This is a genomic window from Bacillus infantis, from assembly GCF_050107595.1.
Classification (GTDB): domain Bacteria; phylum Bacillota; class Bacilli; order Bacillales; family Cytobacillaceae; genus Bacillus_AB; species Bacillus_AB infantis_C.
The window spans coordinates 330,443-351,268 of the sequence record NZ_JBNILH010000004.1; the positions used below are offsets into that span (position 1 = coordinate 330,443).

15 protein-coding genes and 1 riboswitch are annotated in these 20,826 nt (G+C 47.3%); all 15 genes read right to left on the reverse strand.

Annotated features, from left to right (window positions below):
• Nucleotides 1-276: 276 nt before the first annotated feature.
• The gene (mmsB, locus tag ACQCVH_RS10910; RefSeq protein ID WP_426835833.1) at nt 277-1,398 is read right to left on the reverse strand and encodes a multiple monosaccharide ABC transporter permease; all 1,122 of its coding nucleotides are present in this window, start codon (nt 1,396-1,398) and stop codon (nt 277-279) included.
• A gap of 61 nt (nt 1,399-1,459) precedes the next feature.
• Entirely contained in the window at nt 1,460-3,019 is a 1,560-nt protein-coding gene (mmsA, locus tag ACQCVH_RS10915; protein WP_426835685.1) for a multiple monosaccharide ABC transporter ATP-binding protein, read from the reverse strand.
• A gap of 66 nt (nt 3,020-3,085) precedes the next feature.
• Nucleotides 3,086-4,159 (reverse strand): multiple monosaccharide ABC transporter substrate-binding protein, encoded by a 1,074-nt coding sequence (gene chvE / locus ACQCVH_RS10920; RefSeq protein ID WP_094768617.1) that lies wholly within the window; start codon nt 4,157-4,159, stop codon nt 3,086-3,088.
• Between the two features lie 883 nt (nt 4,160-5,042).
• Nucleotides 5,043-6,131, reverse strand: a complete 1,089-nt coding sequence (locus ACQCVH_RS10925; protein WP_426835686.1) for a GntR family transcriptional regulator — start codon at nt 6,129-6,131, stop codon at nt 5,043-5,045.
• A gap of 193 nt (nt 6,132-6,324) precedes the next feature.
• Complete coding sequence (locus ACQCVH_RS10930) at nt 6,325-6,750, reverse strand: hypothetical protein (protein WP_426835687.1); 426 nt, start codon at nt 6,748-6,750, stop codon at nt 6,325-6,327.
• A gap of 634 nt (nt 6,751-7,384) precedes the next feature.
• Nucleotides 7,385-8,650: an exo-beta-N-acetylmuramidase NamZ family protein gene (locus ACQCVH_RS10935; RefSeq protein ID WP_426835688.1), complete on the reverse strand. Its 1,266-nt coding sequence runs from the start codon at nt 8,648-8,650 to the stop codon at nt 7,385-7,387.
• Nucleotides 8,651-8,760: 110 nt separating this feature from the next.
• The gene (nagZ, locus tag ACQCVH_RS10940) at nt 8,761-10,815 is read right to left on the reverse strand and encodes a beta-N-acetylhexosaminidase (RefSeq protein WP_426835834.1); all 2,055 of its coding nucleotides are present in this window, start codon (nt 10,813-10,815) and stop codon (nt 8,761-8,763) included.
• Nucleotides 10,816-10,858: 43 nt separating this feature from the next.
• On the reverse strand, nt 10,859-12,556 hold the full coding sequence (locus ACQCVH_RS10945; protein WP_426835689.1) for a serine hydrolase domain-containing protein: 1,698 nt from the start codon (nt 12,554-12,556) through the stop codon (nt 10,859-10,861).
• A 316-nt stretch (nt 12,557-12,872) separates the two neighbouring features.
• Nucleotides 12,873-14,042 carry a toxic anion resistance protein gene (locus ACQCVH_RS10950; RefSeq protein WP_426835690.1) on the reverse strand — a complete coding sequence of 390 codons (1,170 nt, stop codon included), beginning with the start codon at nt 14,040-14,042 and terminating at the stop codon, nt 12,873-12,875.
• Complete coding sequence (locus ACQCVH_RS10955; protein ID WP_426835691.1) at nt 14,039-14,695, reverse strand: 5-bromo-4-chloroindolyl phosphate hydrolysis family protein; 657 nt, start codon at nt 14,693-14,695, stop codon at nt 14,039-14,041. Before ACQCVH_RS10955 ends, ACQCVH_RS10950 begins: the two co-directional genes overlap by 4 nt.
• Nucleotides 14,696-15,003: 308 nt before the next feature.
• A complete protein-coding gene (locus ACQCVH_RS10960) occupies nt 15,004-15,156 on the reverse strand; it encodes an anti-repressor SinI family protein (protein WP_426835692.1) in 153 nt (50 codons plus the stop codon).
• Between the two features lie 16 nt (nt 15,157-15,172).
• A riboswitch (cyclic di-GMP riboswitch) is annotated at nt 15,173-15,259 on the reverse strand.
• A gap of 158 nt (nt 15,260-15,417) precedes the next feature.
• A complete protein-coding gene (gene argH / locus ACQCVH_RS10965) occupies nt 15,418-16,911 on the reverse strand; it encodes an argininosuccinate lyase (protein ID WP_426835835.1) in 1,494 nt (497 codons plus the stop codon).
• A gap of 19 nt (nt 16,912-16,930) precedes the next feature.
• Entirely contained in the window at nt 16,931-18,622 is a 1,692-nt protein-coding gene (locus tag ACQCVH_RS10970) for an ABC transporter permease (RefSeq protein ID WP_426835693.1), read from the reverse strand.
• The gene (locus tag ACQCVH_RS10975; protein ID WP_426835694.1) at nt 18,619-19,713 is read right to left on the reverse strand and encodes an ABC transporter ATP-binding protein; all 1,095 of its coding nucleotides are present in this window, start codon (nt 19,711-19,713) and stop codon (nt 18,619-18,621) included. Before ACQCVH_RS10975 ends, ACQCVH_RS10970 begins: the two co-directional genes overlap by 4 nt.
• A 13-nt stretch (nt 19,714-19,726) precedes the next feature.
• The gene (locus tag ACQCVH_RS10980; RefSeq protein ID WP_426835695.1) at nt 19,727-20,815 is read right to left on the reverse strand and encodes an extracellular solute-binding protein; all 1,089 of its coding nucleotides are present in this window, start codon (nt 20,813-20,815) and stop codon (nt 19,727-19,729) included.
• Between the last annotated feature and the right edge of the window lie 11 nt (nt 20,816-20,826).

The following is a 20,826-nucleotide window of genomic DNA, read 5'->3' on the forward strand; positions in this document are numbered from 1 at the left end:
AAGGTCTTGCTGTTACATTGTTGGTTTACTCATCTAGCTGCCGCAGAAAATTCGTTTTTTTATCAATCAAAAAACACAAGGAGTGGTACTAATGAAAATCAAAGCAGGAAGCTGGGCCATGCTATCCCCACAGGACAAGTTTCTTCTACTGAAAATTATCAGTGAACGTTCTAAACATACAGATCATGAATAAGCCATAAAAATAGCTTAGAAACCGGGAGCGGCTTCTAAGCTATTTTCATTTCACTTATTCTTTCAAGATGCTGTAGCTCTTTTCTATGCCGCTTTATTTTTGTTATAGATATCGAATGCGACTGCAGCCAGGAGGACGAGCCCTTTTATCGCCTGCTGCCAGTCAATTCCAAGCCCGAGGATGGACATCCCATTATTCATGACGCCCATGACAAGCCCTCCTACAATTGCACCGCCTACTGTTCCAATTCCTCCATAGGCAGATGCTCCCCCGATGAAACATGCTGCAATGGCATCAAGCTCAAAAAGGTTTCCTGCTTTTGGCGTCGCTGCATTCAGGCGTGCTGCAAAGATGAGGCCTGACAGTGCAGAAAGGACGCCCATATTGACAAATACCAGGAAGGTAACCTTTTTCGTTTTGATTCCGGATAATCCTGCGGCTTTTTCGTTGCCCCCGATCGCATATACATGCCGGCCAATCACCGTCTTTTTCATAATAAAAGAATAGAGAAGGACAAGTGCGAATAGAATGACCAGAATAGTAGGCACTCCCTCATATGTAGCCAGGACATATGTAAATACATTGATAAGGATGACAAAACCGGCCAGTTTAGCGAAGAATAGTCCATTTGATGAGATTTCAAAGCTATACTTCATTTGGTTTTTCCTGTTTCTCAGCTCAAAAAGGACAAATACAATGGACAATACAGCCCCTATTACTAGTGTAAAGATATGGAGAGCGGCATTTTCTCCCCCGATCACATCCGGGATGAAGCCTGAGCTCATGGCCTGGAAGGATTCCGGAAATGGTGCAAGCGATTGGCCTTTCAGTACGAGCATGGTCAGTCCCCTGAAGAGGAGCATGCCTGCCAGAGTTACGATGAAGGCCGGTATTTTCACATAGGCAATCCAAAATCCCTGCCATGCACCGATCAAGGCGCCAAGCACCAAGGAAAGGAAAACAGCAAGATAGGTCGGAACATTCATATCGATGATCAAAATAGCTGAAATGGCCCCGACGAAGGCTGCTATGGAACCTACCGACAAGTCGATATGGCCAGTAATGATAACCAGCACCATGCCGATGGCCAGTACTAGAATATAGCTGTTCTGCAGTATAAGATTGGTAATATTCAGCGGCCTGAGAAGGATTCCGTCCGTCAAAACCTGGAATAGAAGCATGATCAGCACCAATGCAAAGAACATTCCGTACTGCCTCACATTGCTTTTGATTAATGATCCGGCTCCCAAAACCTTTGGCCCTTCATTATTGAGTGGCGTATTCGTGTTCACCGTTCTTCCCCCTTGCTTTTGTCATATATCTCATGATACTTTCCTGATTGGCTTCACTTTTATCAAGCTCACCTGTGATTTGACCTTCATTCATCACATAGATGCGGTCACACATGCCAAGCAGCTCCGGCAGCTCCGAGGATATAAGAAGGATGCCTTTTCCGTCGGCTGCCAGCTGATTAATAATCGTATATATCTCATATTTTGCGCCAACATCGATTCCCCTTGTAGGTTCATCTAGGATCAGAATATCCGGCTCGGAAAAGATCCATTTACTGAGGACAACTTTTTGCTGGTTCCCACCGCTTAGATTATTCGTTTTCTGCAGTACGCTTGGTGTCTTGATATTCATTTTCCGGCGGAACCCCTCTGCCTCCTTATATTCCGCATGGTCCTGTATGACCAGGTTCCGGGAAATTTTGTTCAGGCTCGCAAGGGATATATTTGATTTGATGTCATCAATTAAAACCAGGCCGTAATTCTTCCGGTCCTCAGTTACATATGCCAAGCCATTCTTAATGGCACTGGAGATATCTTTAAGCTGGATTTCCTTGCCGTCTTTAAATAGGCTGCCGCTGATGTTTTTTCCATATGATTTTCCGAATATGCTCATGGCCAGCTCTGTCCGGCCCGCTCCCATCAGCCCGGCAATTCCGACAATTTCTCCCCGCCTTATGCTGAGGCTTGCCTGGTCGATAACCTTTCGCTCAGCATGGAGGGGATGGTAGACCTCCCAATCTTTTACCTCAAACATAACTTCCCCTATTTCCGGTTCACGGGCAGGATAGCGGTTCGTTAAATCCCGGCCTACCATGCCTTTTATGATCCGGTCTTCTGAGATGCCGTCTTCTTTCACATCCAGCGTCTCGATCGTCTGTCCATCCCGGAGGATTGTGATAGAGTCTGAGATGCTTGTTACCTCGTTCAGCTTATGTGAGATGATAATAGAGGAAATTCCCTGCTTCTTAAATTCCAGGAGCAGCCTGAGCAAATTCTCGCTGTCTCTTTCATTTAAGGCAGCGGTAGGCTCATCAAGAATAAGCAGCTTCACTTCTTTTGAAAGCGCCTTGGCTATCTCGACAAGCTGCTGTTTGCCGACACCGATATTTGAAACCAATGCATGCGGGGACTCGGACAATCCAACCTTCCGAAGAAGCTCAAGCGTCTTGACAGTCGTTTCATTCCAATTGATGATTCCCTTTTTGGCCTGTTCATTCCCAAGAAAGATGTTTTCCGCAATGCTAAGCTCCGGAATAAGCGCCAGCTCCTGGTGAATGATGACAATTCCTTTATTTTCACTTTGCTTAATATCTTTAAATTCGCATACATTCCCTTTAAATAGAATGTCTCCTGTATACGTCCCATGCGGATATACACCGCTCAGCACCTTCATAAGCGTGGACTTGCCGGCTCCGTTCTCGCCGCACAGTGCATGAATTTCCCCATCTGCGACCTGAAGGTTTACCTGATCCAATGCTTTAACACCTGGAAATTCCTTAGTGATATTCCTCATTTCCAAAATATACTCCGGCATCCTTTCGTCAGCTCCCTTCAAATGCAATGGATGATTCAGCCCAGCTGAATCATCCATTGCATGTTATTACTTAAGCTCGTCTTCCTTATAATATCCGCTGTCTACCAGTACTTCTTCATAATTGGACTGATCAACAGAAACTGGCTCAAGGAGATAAGCAGGCACAACTTTTTCACCGTTGTCATATGTTTCAGTGTCATTTACTTCTGCTTCTTCTCCCTCAAGGACAGCCTCTGCCATTTCAACAGCTTTCTTCGCAAGCTCGCGTGTATCTTTAAACACAGTCTGTGTCTGCTCTCCCGCAATGATGGATTTGACAGAAGCAAGCTCTGCATCCTGCCCTGTAACCACCGGCAGAGGCTTACTTCCGTCTCCATAGCCGACGCCCTTCAAGGAAGACAGGATTCCGATGCTGATGCCATCATATGGCGACAGGACAGCGTCCACTCTGTCACTTGAATAATTGGAGCTTAATAGATTATCCATTCTGGACTGGGCTGTTGCACCGTCCCATCTTAAAGTGGCTGCCTGCTCAAATGCTGTCTGACCGCTTTTGACAACCAGCTTTCCGGAGTCGATATAAGGCTGGAGAACTGACATAGCGCCGTCAAAAAAGAAATAGGCGTTATTATCATCCGGAGATCCGGCAAACAATTCGATGTTAAATGGCCCTTTCCCATCCTTCAATCCAAGCTTTTCTTCAATATAAGAGCCCTGGAGCACACCTACTTTGAAGTTATCAAAAGTTGCATAATAGCTTACATGTTCTGTCTTTTTGATCAATCTGTCATATGAGATTACACTGATATCCTGCTTAGCCGCTTTATCCAGAACATTTGTCAATGATTCACCATCAATTGAAGCGATTACAAGAATGTTGACGCCCTTTGTAATCATATTCTCGATCTGGGACACCTGGTTTTCCACAACATCTTCCGCATATTGCAGGTCAACCTTATAACCAAGCTTCTCAAATTCATCCTTCATATACTTGCCGTCACTGACCCATCTCTCAGAGGATTTTGTAGGCATTGCAATTCCGACAAAACCTTTTTCATCTCCTCCTGCACCGCTGCTGGAGCAGGCAGACATGGAGAAAACAAGAATTAACAGGAACATAGCTGATAATAGCTTTTTCATCTAAAAGACCCCTCTCTTCCTTAACTTAAATATGCTCAAAGCCATTTAAGGCTTTAGAGTCAGCAGTAAAAAACAACCAAGCATCAGCAACCGCTTTCATTTGCAGCAAACATTGTACGTACAATAAAAAAATTAAATAGGTAATAGCTTTCGAAGCGGAAATTATGAACAGTTTTTCTTGTTTTTCAAAGTCCTTAATTGTACGTACAATTATTATAATCAAAACCCTATACGACCGCAATATTAATTTACAAAATAATCAAAATACTAAAAAGGTTCTGTTTATAATAGGTAATCCTCTTAGCTGCAGAGAATTCATTCTGTTCAATGACTGCTGTAACTTGAGTGTTGCTGCTTCATGGAGTCAAGCAGCGGTTACGCACGGTTCCGGCCAGAGAAGAAAATGCTTCCAGTATTAAAAGTTCATGAACCCTTTTCTAAATAGGAAAACATAGATCTTTGCCGGAGCGCCCGCTATACTTACATTTCTAAAAAAGGACGAAAGCAGCTGGCGGAAATTGAGCCCTTGTATTCATATACACGTTTTTTGACACGCTGCTCTGTAATATCCTGTATCACCTCCATAAAACCTGCCAGCAATGCTCTTCCGGCCTCACATTTTGCCGCGTAAACGCTGCCATTTTTAATGAAAAGCAGTCCTAAGTATACTATTAGCACTTCCTCTTTCAGTCTTTCAAGCATCCTATCACTTTCAGACCAGTGTTTGTAAATTATTATATAATTGTACGTACAAATTTACCAGTGTTTTTAGAAAGTTTTTAATATTACTTCAACAAAAATACCTCCTGAGACTTTAATTGCTAGAATAAAAGTAAACTTGTACGCACAAAGAAACCTGTTCATTAGATGAACAGGTTCTTGATTAAAACACTCTTTTTAACTCAGCTGTTGAACTTCTGATTATTAGTTCCGGCTCATATACAACTGGATCGGATACTGAAAGATCGACGCCTTTCTCAATAGAATCAACAACCATCCTGGCAGCCAGCCGCCCCATTTCTGTTTGCGGATGAGTCAAACTGGTGAATTTCACTTCCGAAACAGATGCCAGATGAGAGTTATCAAACCCGACAAGCGACACATCTTCCGGGACTCTTAATGACTGCTCCCTTGCCACATCCAGGATATTCAAAGCAATCTGATCATTATAGCAAAAGAAAGCGGTCGGTGGCTCCTTATCCTTTAAAAGCTGCCGGGCAGCTGCCTGCGGTTTGGCATTTTTATCTTCTGTAGCATATGTCACAATTGTACCTGGATGAATGGGGATATTATAATGCCGATGCGCACGCATAAATCCCTTCATCCTGTTAACCCCCTGCATATCATCGACCTTGAAGATGCCGCTGATTTTTTTATGTCCAAGCTGGATAAGATGCTCGGCGGCCATAAAACCGCCTCTTTCATCATCAACCGTAATGCTTGCAGGCTGAAGCTCAGAGTAAAAGGCATTGATCATAACGTACGGAATTTTGTTTTTCTCAATATTCAAATACGTGTTGAGGTTAGGGTTATGCAGAGCACTTTTGGTAGGCTCGACAATAAGGCCGTCCAGCTTTTTGCCGAGCATGTTTTCGAGGCACTTGCGCTCCCTCCCGATATCATGATTTGTACTTGCGAGAAGCAGATTATATCCTTTTTCACTTAGATATGACTCTATGCCTCTAATGATGGAGGGAAAAATATAATCAGAAATAGATGTGGTTATAATGCCGATAGTCCGGTCAATCTGGCCTTTTTTTCCGCTCTGATCCTTACAGAAAGTCCCTCTCCCCTGATGCCTGTAAAGCCAGCCCTCATGAACCAGTTCACTCATAGCCTGCCTGATCGTATGCCTGCTGACAGCAAATCGCTCGGCCATCTCATGTTCAGATTGAATCCTCTCATCCGGCTTAATTTTGCCTTCCCGTATCCAAGATTGAATTTCTTCTTTAACCTGTTTATATTTAGCCATTCATCCACCAGCCTGCCGAAAGTATTTATAATCTAATCATACAATAGGATGGAGTAAATTTGTACGGACTATGTGAATATAGGGGGGATACAGGCATCTCCCGAATATATGTCGAATATAAAATTGCGGTTTGTTTAGAAGCTGAAACAGAAGGGTTACCGCCTGCTGGATCAATAAAGGGGATGAGAGATCCTCATGGCTTCAGATAGTGCTTTGTGATTTCTTCCCAAATCACTTTCCCAGTCTGAGCTTTCATTGGTGTCAATGTTTGGCCGAATACCATCCTGTATCCCGCAGCCTGGCAGATGTCCGCCGCCGGCATAGGGGAAGATAATACATCAAAATCATGAAGCTTCATATAAAATTCTTCATCCCAGTGGATTCCATGCTCATCTTCATGATCGGCCGCCTGGACAATGCCTGTCGCCACTCCCCGTGCAATGATCCCTCTCTTGTTGCTATATAAAAACACGAGATCCCCTTCCTGCAGCTTCTTAATCTTTTCCTTCCACGGCGAAAAGTAGGCCGCACACTTCTTATTGGCCAGCATATCCCTCTCATCCCTGCCATTCGGACATCCAGAACGGTTTGTGTTGATCAAATAGGCTTTTTGCTGCATGTTATCACGTCCTTGATGTTGTGTTTATATTATTTTTACCCGGTTTCGGAGGTTGTAAAAGGGAGTCGTATTTTTAGAGAAAAGGTTTTGGGATACATGACTCACTCTCTAAACGCTCTCTCATGTATCCCAGCACACTCTTCGTATACTTGACTCTCTCTCTAAACACTCTCTCATGTATCCCAGCACACTCTTCGTATACTTGACTCTCTCTCTAAACACCCTCTCATGTATCCCAGCAGGCTCTTCGTATACATGACTCACTTTCTAAACGCTCTCTCATGTATCCCAGCACGCTCTTCGTATACATGACTCACTTTCTAAACGCTCTCTCATGTATCCCAGCAGGCTCTTCGTATACATGACTTACTTTCTAAACGCTCTCTCATGTATCCCAGCAGGCTCTTCGTATACATGACTTACTCTCTAAACGCACTCTCATGTATCCCAGCAGGCTCTTCGTATACATGACTCACTTTCTAAACGCTCTCTCATGTATCCCAGCACGCTCTTTGTATACATGACTTACTCCCTAAACACCCTCTCATGTATCCCAGCGCTCCCATGCCTGGCACCATCCCCCGCAAAACACAAAAGCACCGCCGCATCACATGCAGCGGTGCCTGGCACCATCTTAATAAATCAAATAATCCTCACGTACTTCTTTAAAATCCTTCAGTTCATCCTTCCACTGCGATTCGATCCACTCAACGGATTTGCCTTCTTCAATGGCATCGCGGACCCAGCCATTTCCGATGAGCTGGTCGAAGAAGGAGATGCCTTTGCTGTCTTCAGCGCGGAATGCAAAATCCTCCGGATACAGGTCATGGATGCTTTTGACGATATGCAGTCCGGTTACAACCGGTTCAAATTCAGCACGGTCTGTAATGTGGATCTGAATACCGTGTGAAAGCTTGCCGGCATGCTTCGAAATCGATGGTGTGAAGGACGCAGCCCGGAAGCTGACTCCCTTCAGGTTCAGGCTGTTGAGCTGCTGTGCCAGATTATCGGCATTGATGAACGGCGCTCCGATGAGCTCGAATGGCTTTGTCGTCCCTCTGCCTTCCGAAACATTGGTGCCTTCGATCAAGGCAGCTCCGGGGTATACAAGAGCGGTATCCAATGTCGGCATATTCGGTGATGGCATAACGAATTGCAGGCCAGTTTCGTCATAGTACATGTCACGCTTCCAGCCCTTCATTTTGACAACTGTCAGGTCTGCGCCAATTCCGAATTTCTCATTGAACAGCTTGGCCAGCTCGCCGACGGTCATCCCGTGGCGGAGTGGGATTTCGTAATTGCCGACAAAGGATTTGTACGGTGTTTCCAGAACCGGCCCTTCCACTTCAGTGCCGCCTAGCGGATTCGGGCGGTCAAGGACGATGAATGGGATATCGTTTTCTTTTGCTGCTTCCATCGCATAGGCCATGGTGTAGATATAGGTGTAAAAGCGGGTTCCGACATCCTGGATGTCAAACAGCAGGACATCGACGTTTTCGAGCATTTCAGGGGTCGGCTTTTTGGTTGCCCCGTACAGGCTGTACACAGGAAGGCCTGTTTTTTCATCTGTATAAAACTCGACATATTCCCCTGCCTGGGCGCTTCCCCTTACACCATGCTCAGGTCCGTAAAGGGCGGTAAGCTCTACTTCGGGATCCTTATGAAGCAAATCTACAATACTATTAAGCTCCTGATCGACGCCAGTCGGATTGGTGATCAGGCCGACTCGCTTCCCCTCTATTAATTCTTTCTGATCATCGAGCAGCACCTCAATGCCCAGCTCGAATTTCTTCGCTTTCTTATCTTTGCCTTTATGCTTTCCATTATCTGCGAAGGCTGCGGCAGACAGGGCGGAAAGTACGAGAATCAATGACAGCATAATGATCAAGCGTTTTTTCAATGCGACCCCTCCCTGGTTTTTAGAATAGCCCCAGCCCTGGAATCCAGGCACTGGAACCCTTCATATTGAAAAATTAGTCCAGCAGGAAGATTGACTTCCTGCCAGCTGCTTTAATAGCTCAGACCGCGGCCATATTCATACAAAGTTCCGCCCTCAAGCGACGGGATGGTCACCGGGAGCTTTCCTGCTGGTGCGAACTCTCCGAAAATGGCACCTGCAGATGCCTCAAAGCTTGCCGGGCGGAAGCCGTACTGCGCAAGATAGGCATCTGTGCCTGGCACGGCCATGATGTCATAAGGATTGCGTATGGCTACTGTGATGACCGGTGCATCTGTCTCGCTGATCAGCTTGTTGATCAGTTTCATTTGTGCGCTGTCAGGCGAGCGGCCGGAAACATTATACGTGTATGAGCCGACGATGACTGCCTTTGCATTTTTGGCCTTTTCCAGCTGTTCTGCCGTGAGGCTGTAGTCCGCTGATGCAATAATTTCTGTATTAGCATGGCGGTTTTTTACTGCCTTCCCCAGGTCATTGATATAGGTGTTGCCGATGACGAGGATAGTATCGCTGTCTGCCACTGATAGCGGAAGGGCTCCTTCATTCTTTACAAGGGTGATCGATTTCTGTGCTGCTTCCTTTTCAACCGCTTTATGCTCGGCAGAGCCTACGACTTTAAGGGCATTGGCAATCTTTTTGTTCAGGTCCTGCGGGGTTTCTTCTTTAATGATTCCACGTTTGAGCTTCAAAGTCAGAATCCGCTTTACAGAAGCTTCTATCCGCTTTTCCGAAATCTCCCCTGATTTAACAGCAGTCAGCAGCCCTTCAGCGACTGCTTCGAGTCCGACCGGCATTAGGACGATGTCTGTCCCTGCCTTGACGGAGCGGATCGCCGCGTCAACAGGACCAAAGTGCTCAGCGATGGCATTCATGTTCATCGCATCTGTCGTAATGACTCCCTCATAGCCCATTTCCTCCCTCATCAGCTCTGTGAGCACTTTGTAGGAAAGGGTTGCCGGGAGGGCAATTTCTTCACCTGTTTTTTGTGAAATCACTTTTGTATCATCGATTTTCGGGAAGGTGACATGCGCCGTCATGATGGCATCAATGCCGGATTCCATACCCTTTTGGAACGGATACAGCTCCACTTCCTTCAATCGCTCTTTATCATGCGGTACCTCAGGCAATCCAAGATGGGAATCGACTGCTGTGTCGCCGTGGCCAGGGAAGTGCTTGGCTGTTGCCGCGACGCCTGCAGACTGCAGTCCCTTTGTATAAGCTGTGCCCATTTCGGCTACAAGCTCAGGGTCTTCCCCAAAGGAGCGGACGCCGATGACCGGGTTATCAGGGTTATTATTCACATCCATGACCGGTGCGAAGTTCGTATTGATGCCAAGGGCGGCAAGCTCTTCACCGATGGCTTTCCCCACCTTTTCCGCGGTTTCCGTAGAACGGGTGGCACCAAGAGCCATATTGCCCGGCATATCAGTTCCAGACTGGAGGCGGGTGACAATGCCGCCCTCCTGGTCAATCGTCATCAGGAGCCCGTATTTTTCTGATGCTTCCTGGTATTGTGAAACCAGCTTTGTTGTCTGCTCGGTTGTCACGACATTTTCGCGGAAAAGAATGACGCCGCCGAGATGGTATTTTTTCACGAGTGCTTCAATTTCCGGCTGGATTTCTGTTACATTCTGGCCTTTCCAAGTCCGGAAGTCCGGCATGAGCATCTGCCCGACTTTTTCCTCGAGCTTCATTGCTTTGACAGCCCCGTCAATCAGCTGATAGCGCTTTGATTTTTCCTTCCGGATTTCTGCCTGGAAGCCGGATTTGCGATTCTTCGCATCGATGGCGATGCGGTCTTTATTTTTTCCATCTGTTACGGTAATGAAGGTACGGCCGTTCTTTCCTGACAGAGTCACAGCTCCGTCATCAGATACCCTGGCGACCGTTTTATTGGAGGAGTTCCAGTCAAGATTCTTGGAGACTCCTAGAAAATGGCCATCCTTATAAACATGCAGTGCTTTAAGCTGCAATGTTTTTCCGTTGAATTGCACCTCGGATTCCGGCAGGTTCTGCAGGAGGACGAGATCCTTCACCTTATTATTGTCTGCCGCCGCTGCAGGCTGCAGCCAGGCGGAGAATCCAAGGATAAAGACCAGAAAAGTCATTGCAATCGTTTTGAGCTTTTTCAAAGCTATTCCTCCTCAACATTTAATAGCTGCGCTTTTGCCAGTCTTCACTAGCAAACTCAGGCTTTATGTCTTTTCCTTTCTCAGGAGAGATTTTAAAATCATCCAGATACCAGCCTCTTCCGTTGACAGTGGCATCGGTTTTATAACGGAAGCGAATGAGCTTAGTATCTGCAGGAAGCTCGGCTTTAACCGTACTCCAGCTCTCGGTGTTTCCGGTAAAGGACTTGACTTCAGCCCAATTTGTGCCGTCTGCCGAGATTTCCAGATAGCCATAATCACTGTTTTCTTCAATCCGGTGCCAGGTTTCAAAAGAGAGAACCGCCGGCGAGTGCAGATCGACTTCAGCTGTCAGGCTTTTTTCTGTGTTATCTCCGTAGCCAGAGAACCACGCGGGCTTTTTGCCGGGGATGCTGACCGGAATGCTGTCTGCCACCTGCCTTGCAAATGCCCTTCTTGCTCCATTTGTTGAAACGGTATTCCTTGTCGGATGGACCCGGTTGGTCAGCAGGATGGCAATGGTGTAATTTTTCTGGGAGATGACAACCGATGTACCTGTGTATCCTGTGTGGCTCAGTGAATCCTTATCTGTCAGCGCATCACCGAGCCATCCCTGATTCAGCTCCCAGCCGAGGCCGTGGTCATCGCCGGGAAACTGGGGAATCTGATTTTCCGTCAGCGTCCTGACTGTTTCTTTTTTCAGGATTCTCTTGCCCCCATATGTGCCTTCGTTTACGTACATATGGGCAAACTTCGCCAGGTCTCCTGCTGTTGAGAATACCCCTGCATGCCCGGCGACGCCATCAAGCGACCAGGCGTTTTCATCATGAACCTCGCCCCAGACTAGGCCGCGCCCAAGGGCAGGCTGATACTCAGTGGCAGCTATCCTGTCCTTCAGACTTTCAGGCGGGTTATACATGGTATCCTTCATTCCGAGAGGCCTGGTAATATGCTCTTTAACATATTCGTCCAGACGCTTGCCTGATAGTTTTTCAATAAGGGCTCCGAGGGCGATCATGTTGAGGTCGCTGTATGTATAGGTGCTCCCCGGCTCATTGGCAAGCGGATATTGCAGGGCGATTGAGATACGGTCTTCGCGGCTGTTTCCCTGTGAATAAAGAGGGATCCAGGCCGTGAATCCGGAGGTATGGGTCATCAGCTGCCTGATGGTCACCGCTTCCTTGCCGCCGGCTGCAAACTCCGGCAGATAATCGGCCACCGGATCATCAAGATCGAAGAGTCCTTTTTCATAGAGCTGCATGGCGGCTGTCGTTGTAAAGATTTTGCTGATGGAAGCAAGGTCAAAGATGGTGTCCTTCGCCATGGAAATAGGCTGATCCGCTTCAGTCATTCCGTCATCCTTATACTGATAAGCCATGCCATATGCTTCATGCTTAACGATATGGCCGCGCCGGGCCACAAGGGCCACTGCACCTGGCATCACCCTGGAATCAATCATCTCTTCCATGATTCCATCGATTTCATTGAGCGGACCCTCCACCATGCCTGCTCCCCTGGCAGATGCCGGGTGAAGCACCGGTGATGACTTCCCTGGATGATTCCATGGAAATGGAACAGGAGGCATAAACTTTGAAGAACTCATTTCCGGATCCCCCGCTTTTTCTTTTGCTTCAGGATTGTCGCTTGCCATAACTGCAGGAGCCAAAGCGCTGAGGCTCAGGATGGCAGCCAATGTCACTTTCACAGACTTATTCTTCATCTTATTCCTCCTTTTATCATCTCTGAACAGAACGGATTTTCTTCTGCCCTCCTCCTTTAGTTTAAAAATTCTAATAATTACATCTTTAGATTAACGAAATATGTGTATAGATGTCTATACCAAAGAGGACCTAATCAAGGCTGATCCAACGCCAGAACAGTGACTATCGTCCCGGACAGATGGGAGGATTTGTTCGACAAAATTGCAGGTTAAAGAGCGCCGGTGCGGCTCTTAATAAAGCAGGACACCTTACCTGCTGCACTATGTCAAAAAAAACACGCCCCTGTTTATCAGGGACGTGATAGCTTCTAATATTCTAGCCTTTTATTTCAAGCAGCTTCTGGCGCAGTTCATTTTCCATGGAAGCCAGGTCACTTTCTGCCTGGCGCCGCTTATTGCGGCCTTCCTCCTGGATTCGGAGTGTTTCTTCCAGGGTGGAAATAAGGTTTTCCTGGGTTTTCTTGAGCGTTTCAATATCCACGAGGCCGCGCTCATTTTCCTTGGCGGTTTCAATGGTATTGGTTTTCAGCATTTCCGCGTTTTTCAAGAGCAGCTCGTTTGTTGTTTTTGAGACCTGCTTCTGGGCTTCAACCGCATGGCGCTGGCGGATAAGAGTCAGGGCAATTGCCACCTGGTTTTTCCACAGCGGGATGGCGGTGTTGATGGATGCCTGGATTTTTTCAACAAGGGCCTGGTTGGTGTTTTGAATCAGGCGAATCTGCGGAGCGGATTGGATCGTAATTTCCCGGCTCAGCTTCAGATCGTACAGCCTCTTGTCCAGCCTGTCCGCAAACTGAAGCATATCATTGACTTCCTGGAACTTCATCTGGTCGCCAGATGCCTCCGCTTCCTTCCTCATCTGCGGAATTGTCTGCTCATGGAGCTCCTCAAGCTTGATCTCCCCTGCTGCAATATAGACATTGAGAGCGTGGAAATATTCCTTGTTCGTATCATATAATTTCTCCAGCATATGGATATCGGATAAAAGGACATTTTTGCTGCGGTCCAGCTTTACGCTGATCCGGTCAATCTGGGCCCCTGTTTTTTGATATTTGGAGAGGATCTCCTGGACAGAATCGGATATTTTTCCGAACATGCGGGAAAACAGCGACTGCTTGCCCTGCTTTAGTTCATCCGGATTCATGTCATTGAGGCGCTTCATCAGGTCATTGATGATATCACCGACCTCGCCGATATCCTTCTTTTGGACATGCTCAAGCATGCTGTGCGAGAAGGTGAGCAGCTTTGTCTGCGCCTGGGTCCCATACGCAATCATGGCCTGGTGGTTGCGCGGATCGATCTGCTCGGCGATCTGATAGGCGCGCGCCCGGTTTTCTTCCGGAATCACGTCTATAAGCTTCACCGGTTTATCTTCCTTCGCGAGCTCCAGGGCAGGTCCGCCATTCATGTCGCCAAACGGATCGGCAAGGATATCATCCATAAGACTGCTCGTCTTTTTCGTTAATGATGGGTTTTGTTCGCTCATTTCAGCCTCCTGCTTTCTTCAGGTAATCGGTTTTCCTTCCATGTTTTGATCGAGTTTTTCGCCACGTCTATTTCAAAGTTAAGGTTATCAATATCATCGGAAATCACTTCGTACAAATCCTTTTCCACCGTCTGCGAGAGTTCATTGATGGTCCTTCGGGTTTCCAGCAGCGACTGGTCGATTTCAAGGTTCTTCTTCGGCTGGGTGGATAGGAAAACATATTTCTCGGTCATTTCCACCAGAGAATCAAGATGGGAAAAATAAAACCGCTCCGCCTGGTAAAAGCGCTTCGGCTCTTTCTTCGTCAGCCTGTATATCTTCCTTGTGATCCTCATCAGCTCAATCCGCTGCTTCAAAGAAGGAAGATGGCGAATCGCAAATAATGATTTGTGCAGGCGGGAAATTTTCTTTTTCCCTTCTGCAAGGTTTGTCTTGATATACTTGTATTCCCTTCGCGACAGCCCGTGCTTCCTGAGGAAACGGACATGCCCGATCTGGAATGCGGAAAGATACACCAGCGCGGCCGCCCCGCCTGCTATCAGTCCCGACAAGAAAAACGTCTGGTCAAATCCGAAATAGCTGACCGTCCAGACCGACCCGGCAAACGGGACAGCCAGTACTGTGCCTATAAGAAACGAAACAATCCGGTTCATTTATATCGACTCCTGACATAAAATCCTGCTTTACTGTACATACGGATGAAGAAAGAATAGGTTTCACCCAATCCCCTGCACTGACAGAAAAAGTAAGATTATCTTATTTAATTCAACAATACACGATAAAACTCCTCTTTTCCATAGACCAGGACTGTAAAAAGGGGTAGGGCTAGAGGCTTAGATGGTGACACCCATTTCCTGAAAAATGATGATTTTCGTCGAAAAGTTTTTGTGCATAAAAATAGTGTTAAATCAAAAGATTCAACACTGCAGTTATATTATGTATAGTCAACCGCTGTCCCTTGTTAATTATCTCCCTGTTCTTCATTCTCTGCTGAGCTCCAATAAAGGTGAGTGCCATTGATGAAGCTATGGATTTCCTCTAATGAAATCCCGCTGCTCTTTGCTTCTAAGATCAATTCAAGCCAATCCCTATCAACCTTTTCCGGCAACCCCATCTCAACTGTCTCCTAATGCGGCAGCCCGGCCGTCATAGCCCTGCAGAACCTTAGACCCGAGGCTTTGCGCCCTTATTTTTCAATAAGTTTGCATTTCACGAAATGTATAGCTGGGTATTTCTACCCGTATGCTGGATGAGGCTAAACCTTTTTCAAACAACAATTAATGACAGGCACCCGCCGAAAATTGTCGAACTTCTGCAGAAGGAACCTTTAACTTCCCGTCTGCCTTCCGGCTGTTTAAGAGCCTGTCACTAATTCTTAAAACTTGAACGCAAGGAGTTGTTTCCTCTTGTTTTCGAGTTTGTTTTTGAGTTCCTGATAGTTTTTGGTTTGCTGATCAAGGCTTTCTTTCCGTTTTTCCAGCATTCGCTGGACTTCCACAGGACTGGGCCCGCCCTGGATGCTCCGGATTTTAACGAAGTATTCCGGCGAGATGATTTTCTTCCATTCTTCTTCTTTCAGGGCCACCTGCACAAAGCCGGAGATCATTTCATTGATTTCGCCGATTTTCCATTCATACAGCTCTTTGCCTTCCTTTACGGTCCTTTTGCTGATATAGCTGGCAATAGAGTGGGCCTTACGGAAGGAGATGCTGTAATCCCTTGATAAAGTGTCAGCCAGTTCAGTAATGGTGATGCAAGACCGGTTCGCCATTTCCTCTGCATGGTCTTTGTTGACCTTGAGCGTGCGGATGACTGCGTGCATCAGCTTCATGACCCTGTTAGCATTGCCAAAGGCGCGGTACAGATGAGGCTGAAGGTCGTCTTCTGTATCAACGATGTCGCCGAACGGAGTGTTGTGAACCATATTCATCGCAGCCAGGGCATCTCCATATGCACTGCTCGCGATCGAGCGGGAGTGCTCGATGCTGACCGGATTCCTCTTCTGCGGCATAATGCTGCTGCACTGGACATAAGGATCGGCCACATAAAAGGTGCCGAACTCCCTGGTCACATGCTGCAGGAAGTCCTGTATCCATCTTCCCGTGTTGACCATGCAGGTCATCAGGGCAGATGCTGTTTCCAGCAGATAGTCTGCCCCGCCGATGCAGTCATAGGAGTTTTCGATTATACCATCGAACCCTAAGAGCTCACAGGTCCGCTTCCGGGAGATAGGAAAGCCGGTCGTAGTTAAGGCTGCAGCCCCAAGGGCAGAACGGTTCACCATTTCATAGGCAGACCAGAGCCGGCTGATATCCCGCTGCAGCACATCATAGACAGCCAGCAGATAATGCCCAAGGGTCGTCGGCTGGGCCGGCTGAGTATGCGTGTAGGCGGTCATATAAGTTTCCTTGTGCTCCTCTGCCTGGTCAAGCAGAGCATCACTCAGCTGGTAAGCACTGCCCAGCAGCTGGATGAAATGCTTGCGAAGAACCAGCCGGTACATGGCAATCCCCATATCATTGCGGCTTCTGCCGATATGGATCTTGCCGGCGAGCTCAGGGCCGATCTCTTCTCCTATTTTCGCCTCCATCATAAAAAACAGGTCCTCAAATTGCGGTTCATATATAAGGGTCCCGATATCGGTCGTCTCTGCCACCAGGTTGATCCCCGCCAGCATTACTTCCGCTTCTCCTTTTTCAATAATCCCCTGCTCGGCCATCATGATGACATGGGCACGGTGGATGTCGAACATCACCTGGAACAAATAGTCCCGCTGGTCATTGAATACCGGCATCAGCAGTTCTTCGATATACGTTTTGCCCGGAAAAGAGGTTCCTTCATTCTGGATAAACGCTTCAAGCTTATTCATCATTTCAACTCCAATTTTTTTAAGACAATGATTGTTCTGCCTTCACTCCAAAGAATTTATTGGAAATGAACAGCACCACGGCGATCAGGGCAATCTGGATCATCCCGTAGGCAGCGGCCTGCCCCATGTTGAACATCCGCAGCTGGTTCATGATTTCAATGGAAATCGGGCGGTTGGAAAGGGTATATAACAGCACCGAGGTCGGAAATTCCCCTACCGACTCTACAAAGGCTAGTAATGTACCGGCAAGCACTCCCGGCATGATGATTGGCAGAATGACCTTGCGGAAGGTATAGAACCATTTCGCGCCAAGGCTCCGCGATGCCTCCTCAATGGAATCATCCAGCTGCTCCAATACCGCATTGGTCGAGCGGACAACGAGCGGAATATGCCTGATAAAATAAGCCAGCGGCAGAATCCAGAACGTTCCGACGAGGATATTGCCGAAGGAAAAGATATTTGGTTCATTAAACGCAAACACCAGATTCATCCCGATGACAGTTGCCGGAAGCGCCCATGGGATCATCACCAGGATATCGACGAAGTTTTTCCCATAGAACTTCCTTTTGACAAGGACATACGATGTCAGAACGCCAAACACAAGATTTCCTGCTGTTGCAATCACCGACAAAAGCAAGCTGTTTTGCAGCGGCTTGAAAATATTCGGATCCTGGAACAGAAGGCGGTAATTTTCAAAATTGAATACAGAAGGATAGGTCTGCCATGTCCACGTCCCGTCCGGCACGAGCGACAGCAGCAGGATTGTGAAATGGGGCAGCAGCAAGATAATAACGCCGATGATGCCAGCCGCGACAAGCAGCCACTTCATGACCGGGTTCTTTACTTCACTTCTGTGGGCCCCGATCCCTTTTGATGCCATCCGGTAATCCTTTCTGTTCTGGTACCAGCGCATGAATAAGAGGAAGGAGATTGAAACAATCGATAAAATGACAGATTGTGTAGCAGCCACTTCCATATCGCCATTTATTTTAGAAAAATAGATTTGCAGACTCAGCACCCGGAAGCCCCCTGCCAGGAGGAATGGTGCACTGAAGGATGCCATGGAAATCATGAATACAAGCAGCGACGCCGCTACGATGGCTGGCGTGAGCAGCGGAAAGGTGACCTTCCAGAACACTTTGAACCGGCTTGCCCCCAGATTATAGGCTGCCTCTTCAAGGGAAGGATCGATTTTGCTGATGGCTGAAGAGACGGTCATATAAAAGTAAACATACATCGTATATGCATGAACGATGAGGATGCCGGAAACCCCTCCTATTTTAAAAGGCACATCCTTCAACCCGAGAAGGTCCTTTATGGCATTGGGCACAAGCCCTGATTCCCCGTACAAAAACATGAACGCCATAACACCGACAAGGGATGGCAGCACGATAGGCATGATGGCCGCTGTCGAGAAAAAGCTTCTTCCGGGAAAATCGTACCGGTTAAAAATGAAAGCCAGCGGAATACCGATCAGAGCACTGACCAGCACGCTCAAAAGAGATATATAAACAGAATTCCATAAGGCTTCCAAATTCGTTTTGGACTCCTGTGTAAAGAAATCCTCATAGTTTGCAAAAGTAAAAGATCCGTTCAGCTGAAGGCTTTCCATCAAGGTTCTTAATGACGGATATAATACATAGGCAATCAGGACAAGCAGAACCGGTATGAGAAGCAGAATTGTAAATCTGGTGTCACGGTTTTTGATCATAATGCATCACCGGCTTTAGGAATGATTCTGATTTGTTCTGCCGGAAGCTCCATCCATACTTCCTTTCCAGGCTGATAGCTTGCTGACAAACGGTTATTAAGGACATTGGCAGTCAGCAGGAACCCTTCTGCTTCAATTGTGAGATGGATGACCGAACCCAGGAACTCGGCCTCTTTGATGCTCCCCCTCAAAATATTCACGCCTTCAGAAGGCGTGTCATGGATGCGGATGGCTTCAGGCCGGACAGATAAGGCGACTTCCCCGCTGTATGCAGGGTCATAGTTAAACCTGGTATTGGCGGCTTCTAATTTTTTGCTGTCTCCAATGGTAATATGGACGGTATTTTCTTCTGCTTTGTCTACTGCAGCAGGAAGCAGGTTGATCTCCCCAATGAAGCTGGCGACAAAGTCATTGGCCGGTTCATTATAAATTTCTGCAGGTGTCCCTACCTGATGGCATACGCCAAAATTGAAAACGGCGATCCTGTCGCTCATGGACAGAGCTTCCGCCTGGTCATGCGTGACATAGATGGTTGTAATATTGTATTCCTTCTGCAACCTGAGGATCTCGCTTCTCATCTCATCCCGGAGCTTGGCATCGAGATTGCTCAGCGGTTCATCCAATAGCAGGATCTCCGGTTCAATGACAAGGGCCCGGGCAAGGGCAACGCGCTGCTGCTGGCCTCCGCTCAGCTGGCTCACTTGACGCTCCGCATACTTTTCCAGCCGAACCTTCTGCAGAACCTCCTGGACACGCTTCTTCACCTCAGAAGAAGACATCTTTCGCACCCGAAGACCGAAAGCAACATTTTCAAACACTGTCATATGAGGGAAAAGGGCATAGTTTTGAAAAACCATGCCCGTATTTCTTTTTTCAGGAGGTACACGCGTCATATCTTTATCGCCAAAACGGATGACACCCTTAGTCGGATAATAAAATCCGGCAATCATGCGCAATGTCGTCGTTTTCCCGCATCCGCTCGGGCCGAGGAAGGTAAAGAATTCACCATCCTGTATTTCGAGGTCAAGATGATCGACTGCGACTACCTTTCCAAAGGCTTTTTGGACTTTATCTATGTTTATTGACGCCATACCTTACACTTCCTTATTCTTTAATTTCTTTCTCTCCGCTCTTGATGTTTTCATCCCAATGCTTCATCCAGGCATCACTTTGCTCCTGGAATACCTTCCAGTCTATGTCCATGCTCTTAATCTCTGTTTCTGTAATCCACTCAGGCAGTCCTTCAATATCATTCCGGGTCGGGATCCGGTAGAATTCCTCTGCCAGGATCTTGGCAGCTTCAGGTGTATTGACGAATTCATAGAATGCCTCAGCTGCCTTCGGATGCGGCGCATCGTTTACGACAGCAATCCCTTCAGTCAGAACCGGCGTACCGCTTTCCGGCACCACAAATTCAAATGGATAATTTTTATTTTCCTTCAGCATGACCACATCCGGCATTGCCCAGACAGACAGGGAGCCTTCCCCTTTTGCCACCTTGTTGTACATCATTTCCGGATTGGCTGCGTACTCCTTCGTATTCGCATCCAGCTTCTCAAGCCACTCATAGCCGGCAGCTGTATCGCCTGAATCCTTGAAATCACGGTAGATCATAGCAGAAAAAATGGTCCTCATCGTTCCTGAGGCAAGCGGATAGCGGATGATGATTTCGTCCTTCCACTTGGGATCGAGAAGCTCATCCCAGTCTTTTGGCGCTTCATCGGCAGACAGCTCCTTGCTGTTGTACATGATGACCTCCGGCGTCTGGCTTGTGCCTGACCAATTCCAGTCTGGATCATGGAAGCCTTCATCAAGGCTGGCTGCATAGGACGGCTCATAAGGCGCCAGCAGCCCCTCATCCTTTGCCTGGTCGAAGTTTACTGAAGGCGCACCCCACCAGACATCTGCCTGAGGATTATTTTTCTCAGAACGCACCCGGTCAAGGATTTCCTGGGAGCCCATATCCAGCCATTCCATATCAATCCCATATTTCTCTTCAAATTGTGTCTCGAATTTCGAAAGGATGTCCTTCCCATGCGGAGAATAGACAACAATTTTTTCTTCAAGGTCCTTGCCCTCCCCGGAAGGCTTTTCTGAGCTGGATCCCTGCTCCGATCCGCTGCAGGCGGACATCAGCAGGCTCGCTGAAAGAGTCAGAGCCGTAATTATGGATACCTTTTTCTTGTTTTGCATTGCATTTCCCC

What these genes read in the sequence shown, in the direction of transcription:
- nagZ (WP_426835834.1), bottom strand. Translation starts at nt 10,815, where the DNA reads ATGACTTTTCTGGTCTTTATCCTTGGATTCTCCGCCTGGCTGCAGCCT.
- ACQCVH_RS10980 (WP_426835695.1), bottom strand. Translation starts at nt 20,815, where the DNA reads ATGCAAAACAAGAAAAAGGTATCCATAATTACGGCTCTGACTCTTTCA.
- ACQCVH_RS10925 (WP_426835686.1), bottom strand. Translation starts at nt 6,131, where the DNA reads ATGGCTAAATATAAACAGGTTAAAGAAGAAATTCAATCTTGGATACGG.
- argH (WP_426835835.1), bottom strand. Translation starts at nt 16,911, where the DNA reads ATGAATAAGCTTGAAGCGTTTATCCAGAATGAAGGAACCTCTTTTCCG.
- ACQCVH_RS10950 (WP_426835690.1), bottom strand. Translation starts at nt 14,042, where the DNA reads ATGAGCGAACAAAACCCATCATTAACGAAAAAGACGAGCAGTCTTATG.
- ACQCVH_RS10930 (WP_426835687.1), bottom strand. Translation starts at nt 6,750, where the DNA reads ATGCAGCAAAAAGCCTATTTGATCAACACAAACCGTTCTGGATGTCCG.
- ACQCVH_RS10955 (WP_426835691.1), bottom strand. Translation starts at nt 14,695, where the DNA reads ATGAACCGGATTGTTTCGTTTCTTATAGGCACAGTACTGGCTGTCCCG.
- chvE (WP_094768617.1), bottom strand. Translation starts at nt 4,159, where the DNA reads ATGAAAAAGCTATTATCAGCTATGTTCCTGTTAATTCTTGTTTTCTCC.
- ACQCVH_RS10945 (WP_426835689.1), bottom strand. Translation starts at nt 12,556, where the DNA reads ATGAAGAATAAGTCTGTGAAAGTGACATTGGCTGCCATCCTGAGCCTC.
- ACQCVH_RS10975 (WP_426835694.1), bottom strand. Translation starts at nt 19,713, where the DNA reads ATGGCGTCAATAAACATAGATAAAGTCCAAAAAGCCTTTGGAAAGGTA.
- mmsA (WP_426835685.1), bottom strand. Translation starts at nt 3,019, where the DNA reads ATGCCGGAGTATATTTTGGAAATGAGGAATATCACTAAGGAATTTCCA.
- mmsB (WP_426835833.1), bottom strand. Translation starts at nt 1,398, where the DNA reads ATGTTCTTTGCATTGGTGCTGATCATGCTTCTATTCCAGGTTTTGACG.
- ACQCVH_RS10970 (WP_426835693.1), bottom strand. Translation starts at nt 18,622, where the DNA reads ATGATCAAAAACCGTGACACCAGATTTACAATTCTGCTTCTCATACCG.
- ACQCVH_RS10960 (WP_426835692.1), bottom strand. Translation starts at nt 15,156, where the DNA reads ATGGGGTTGCCGGAAAAGGTTGATAGGGATTGGCTTGAATTGATCTTA.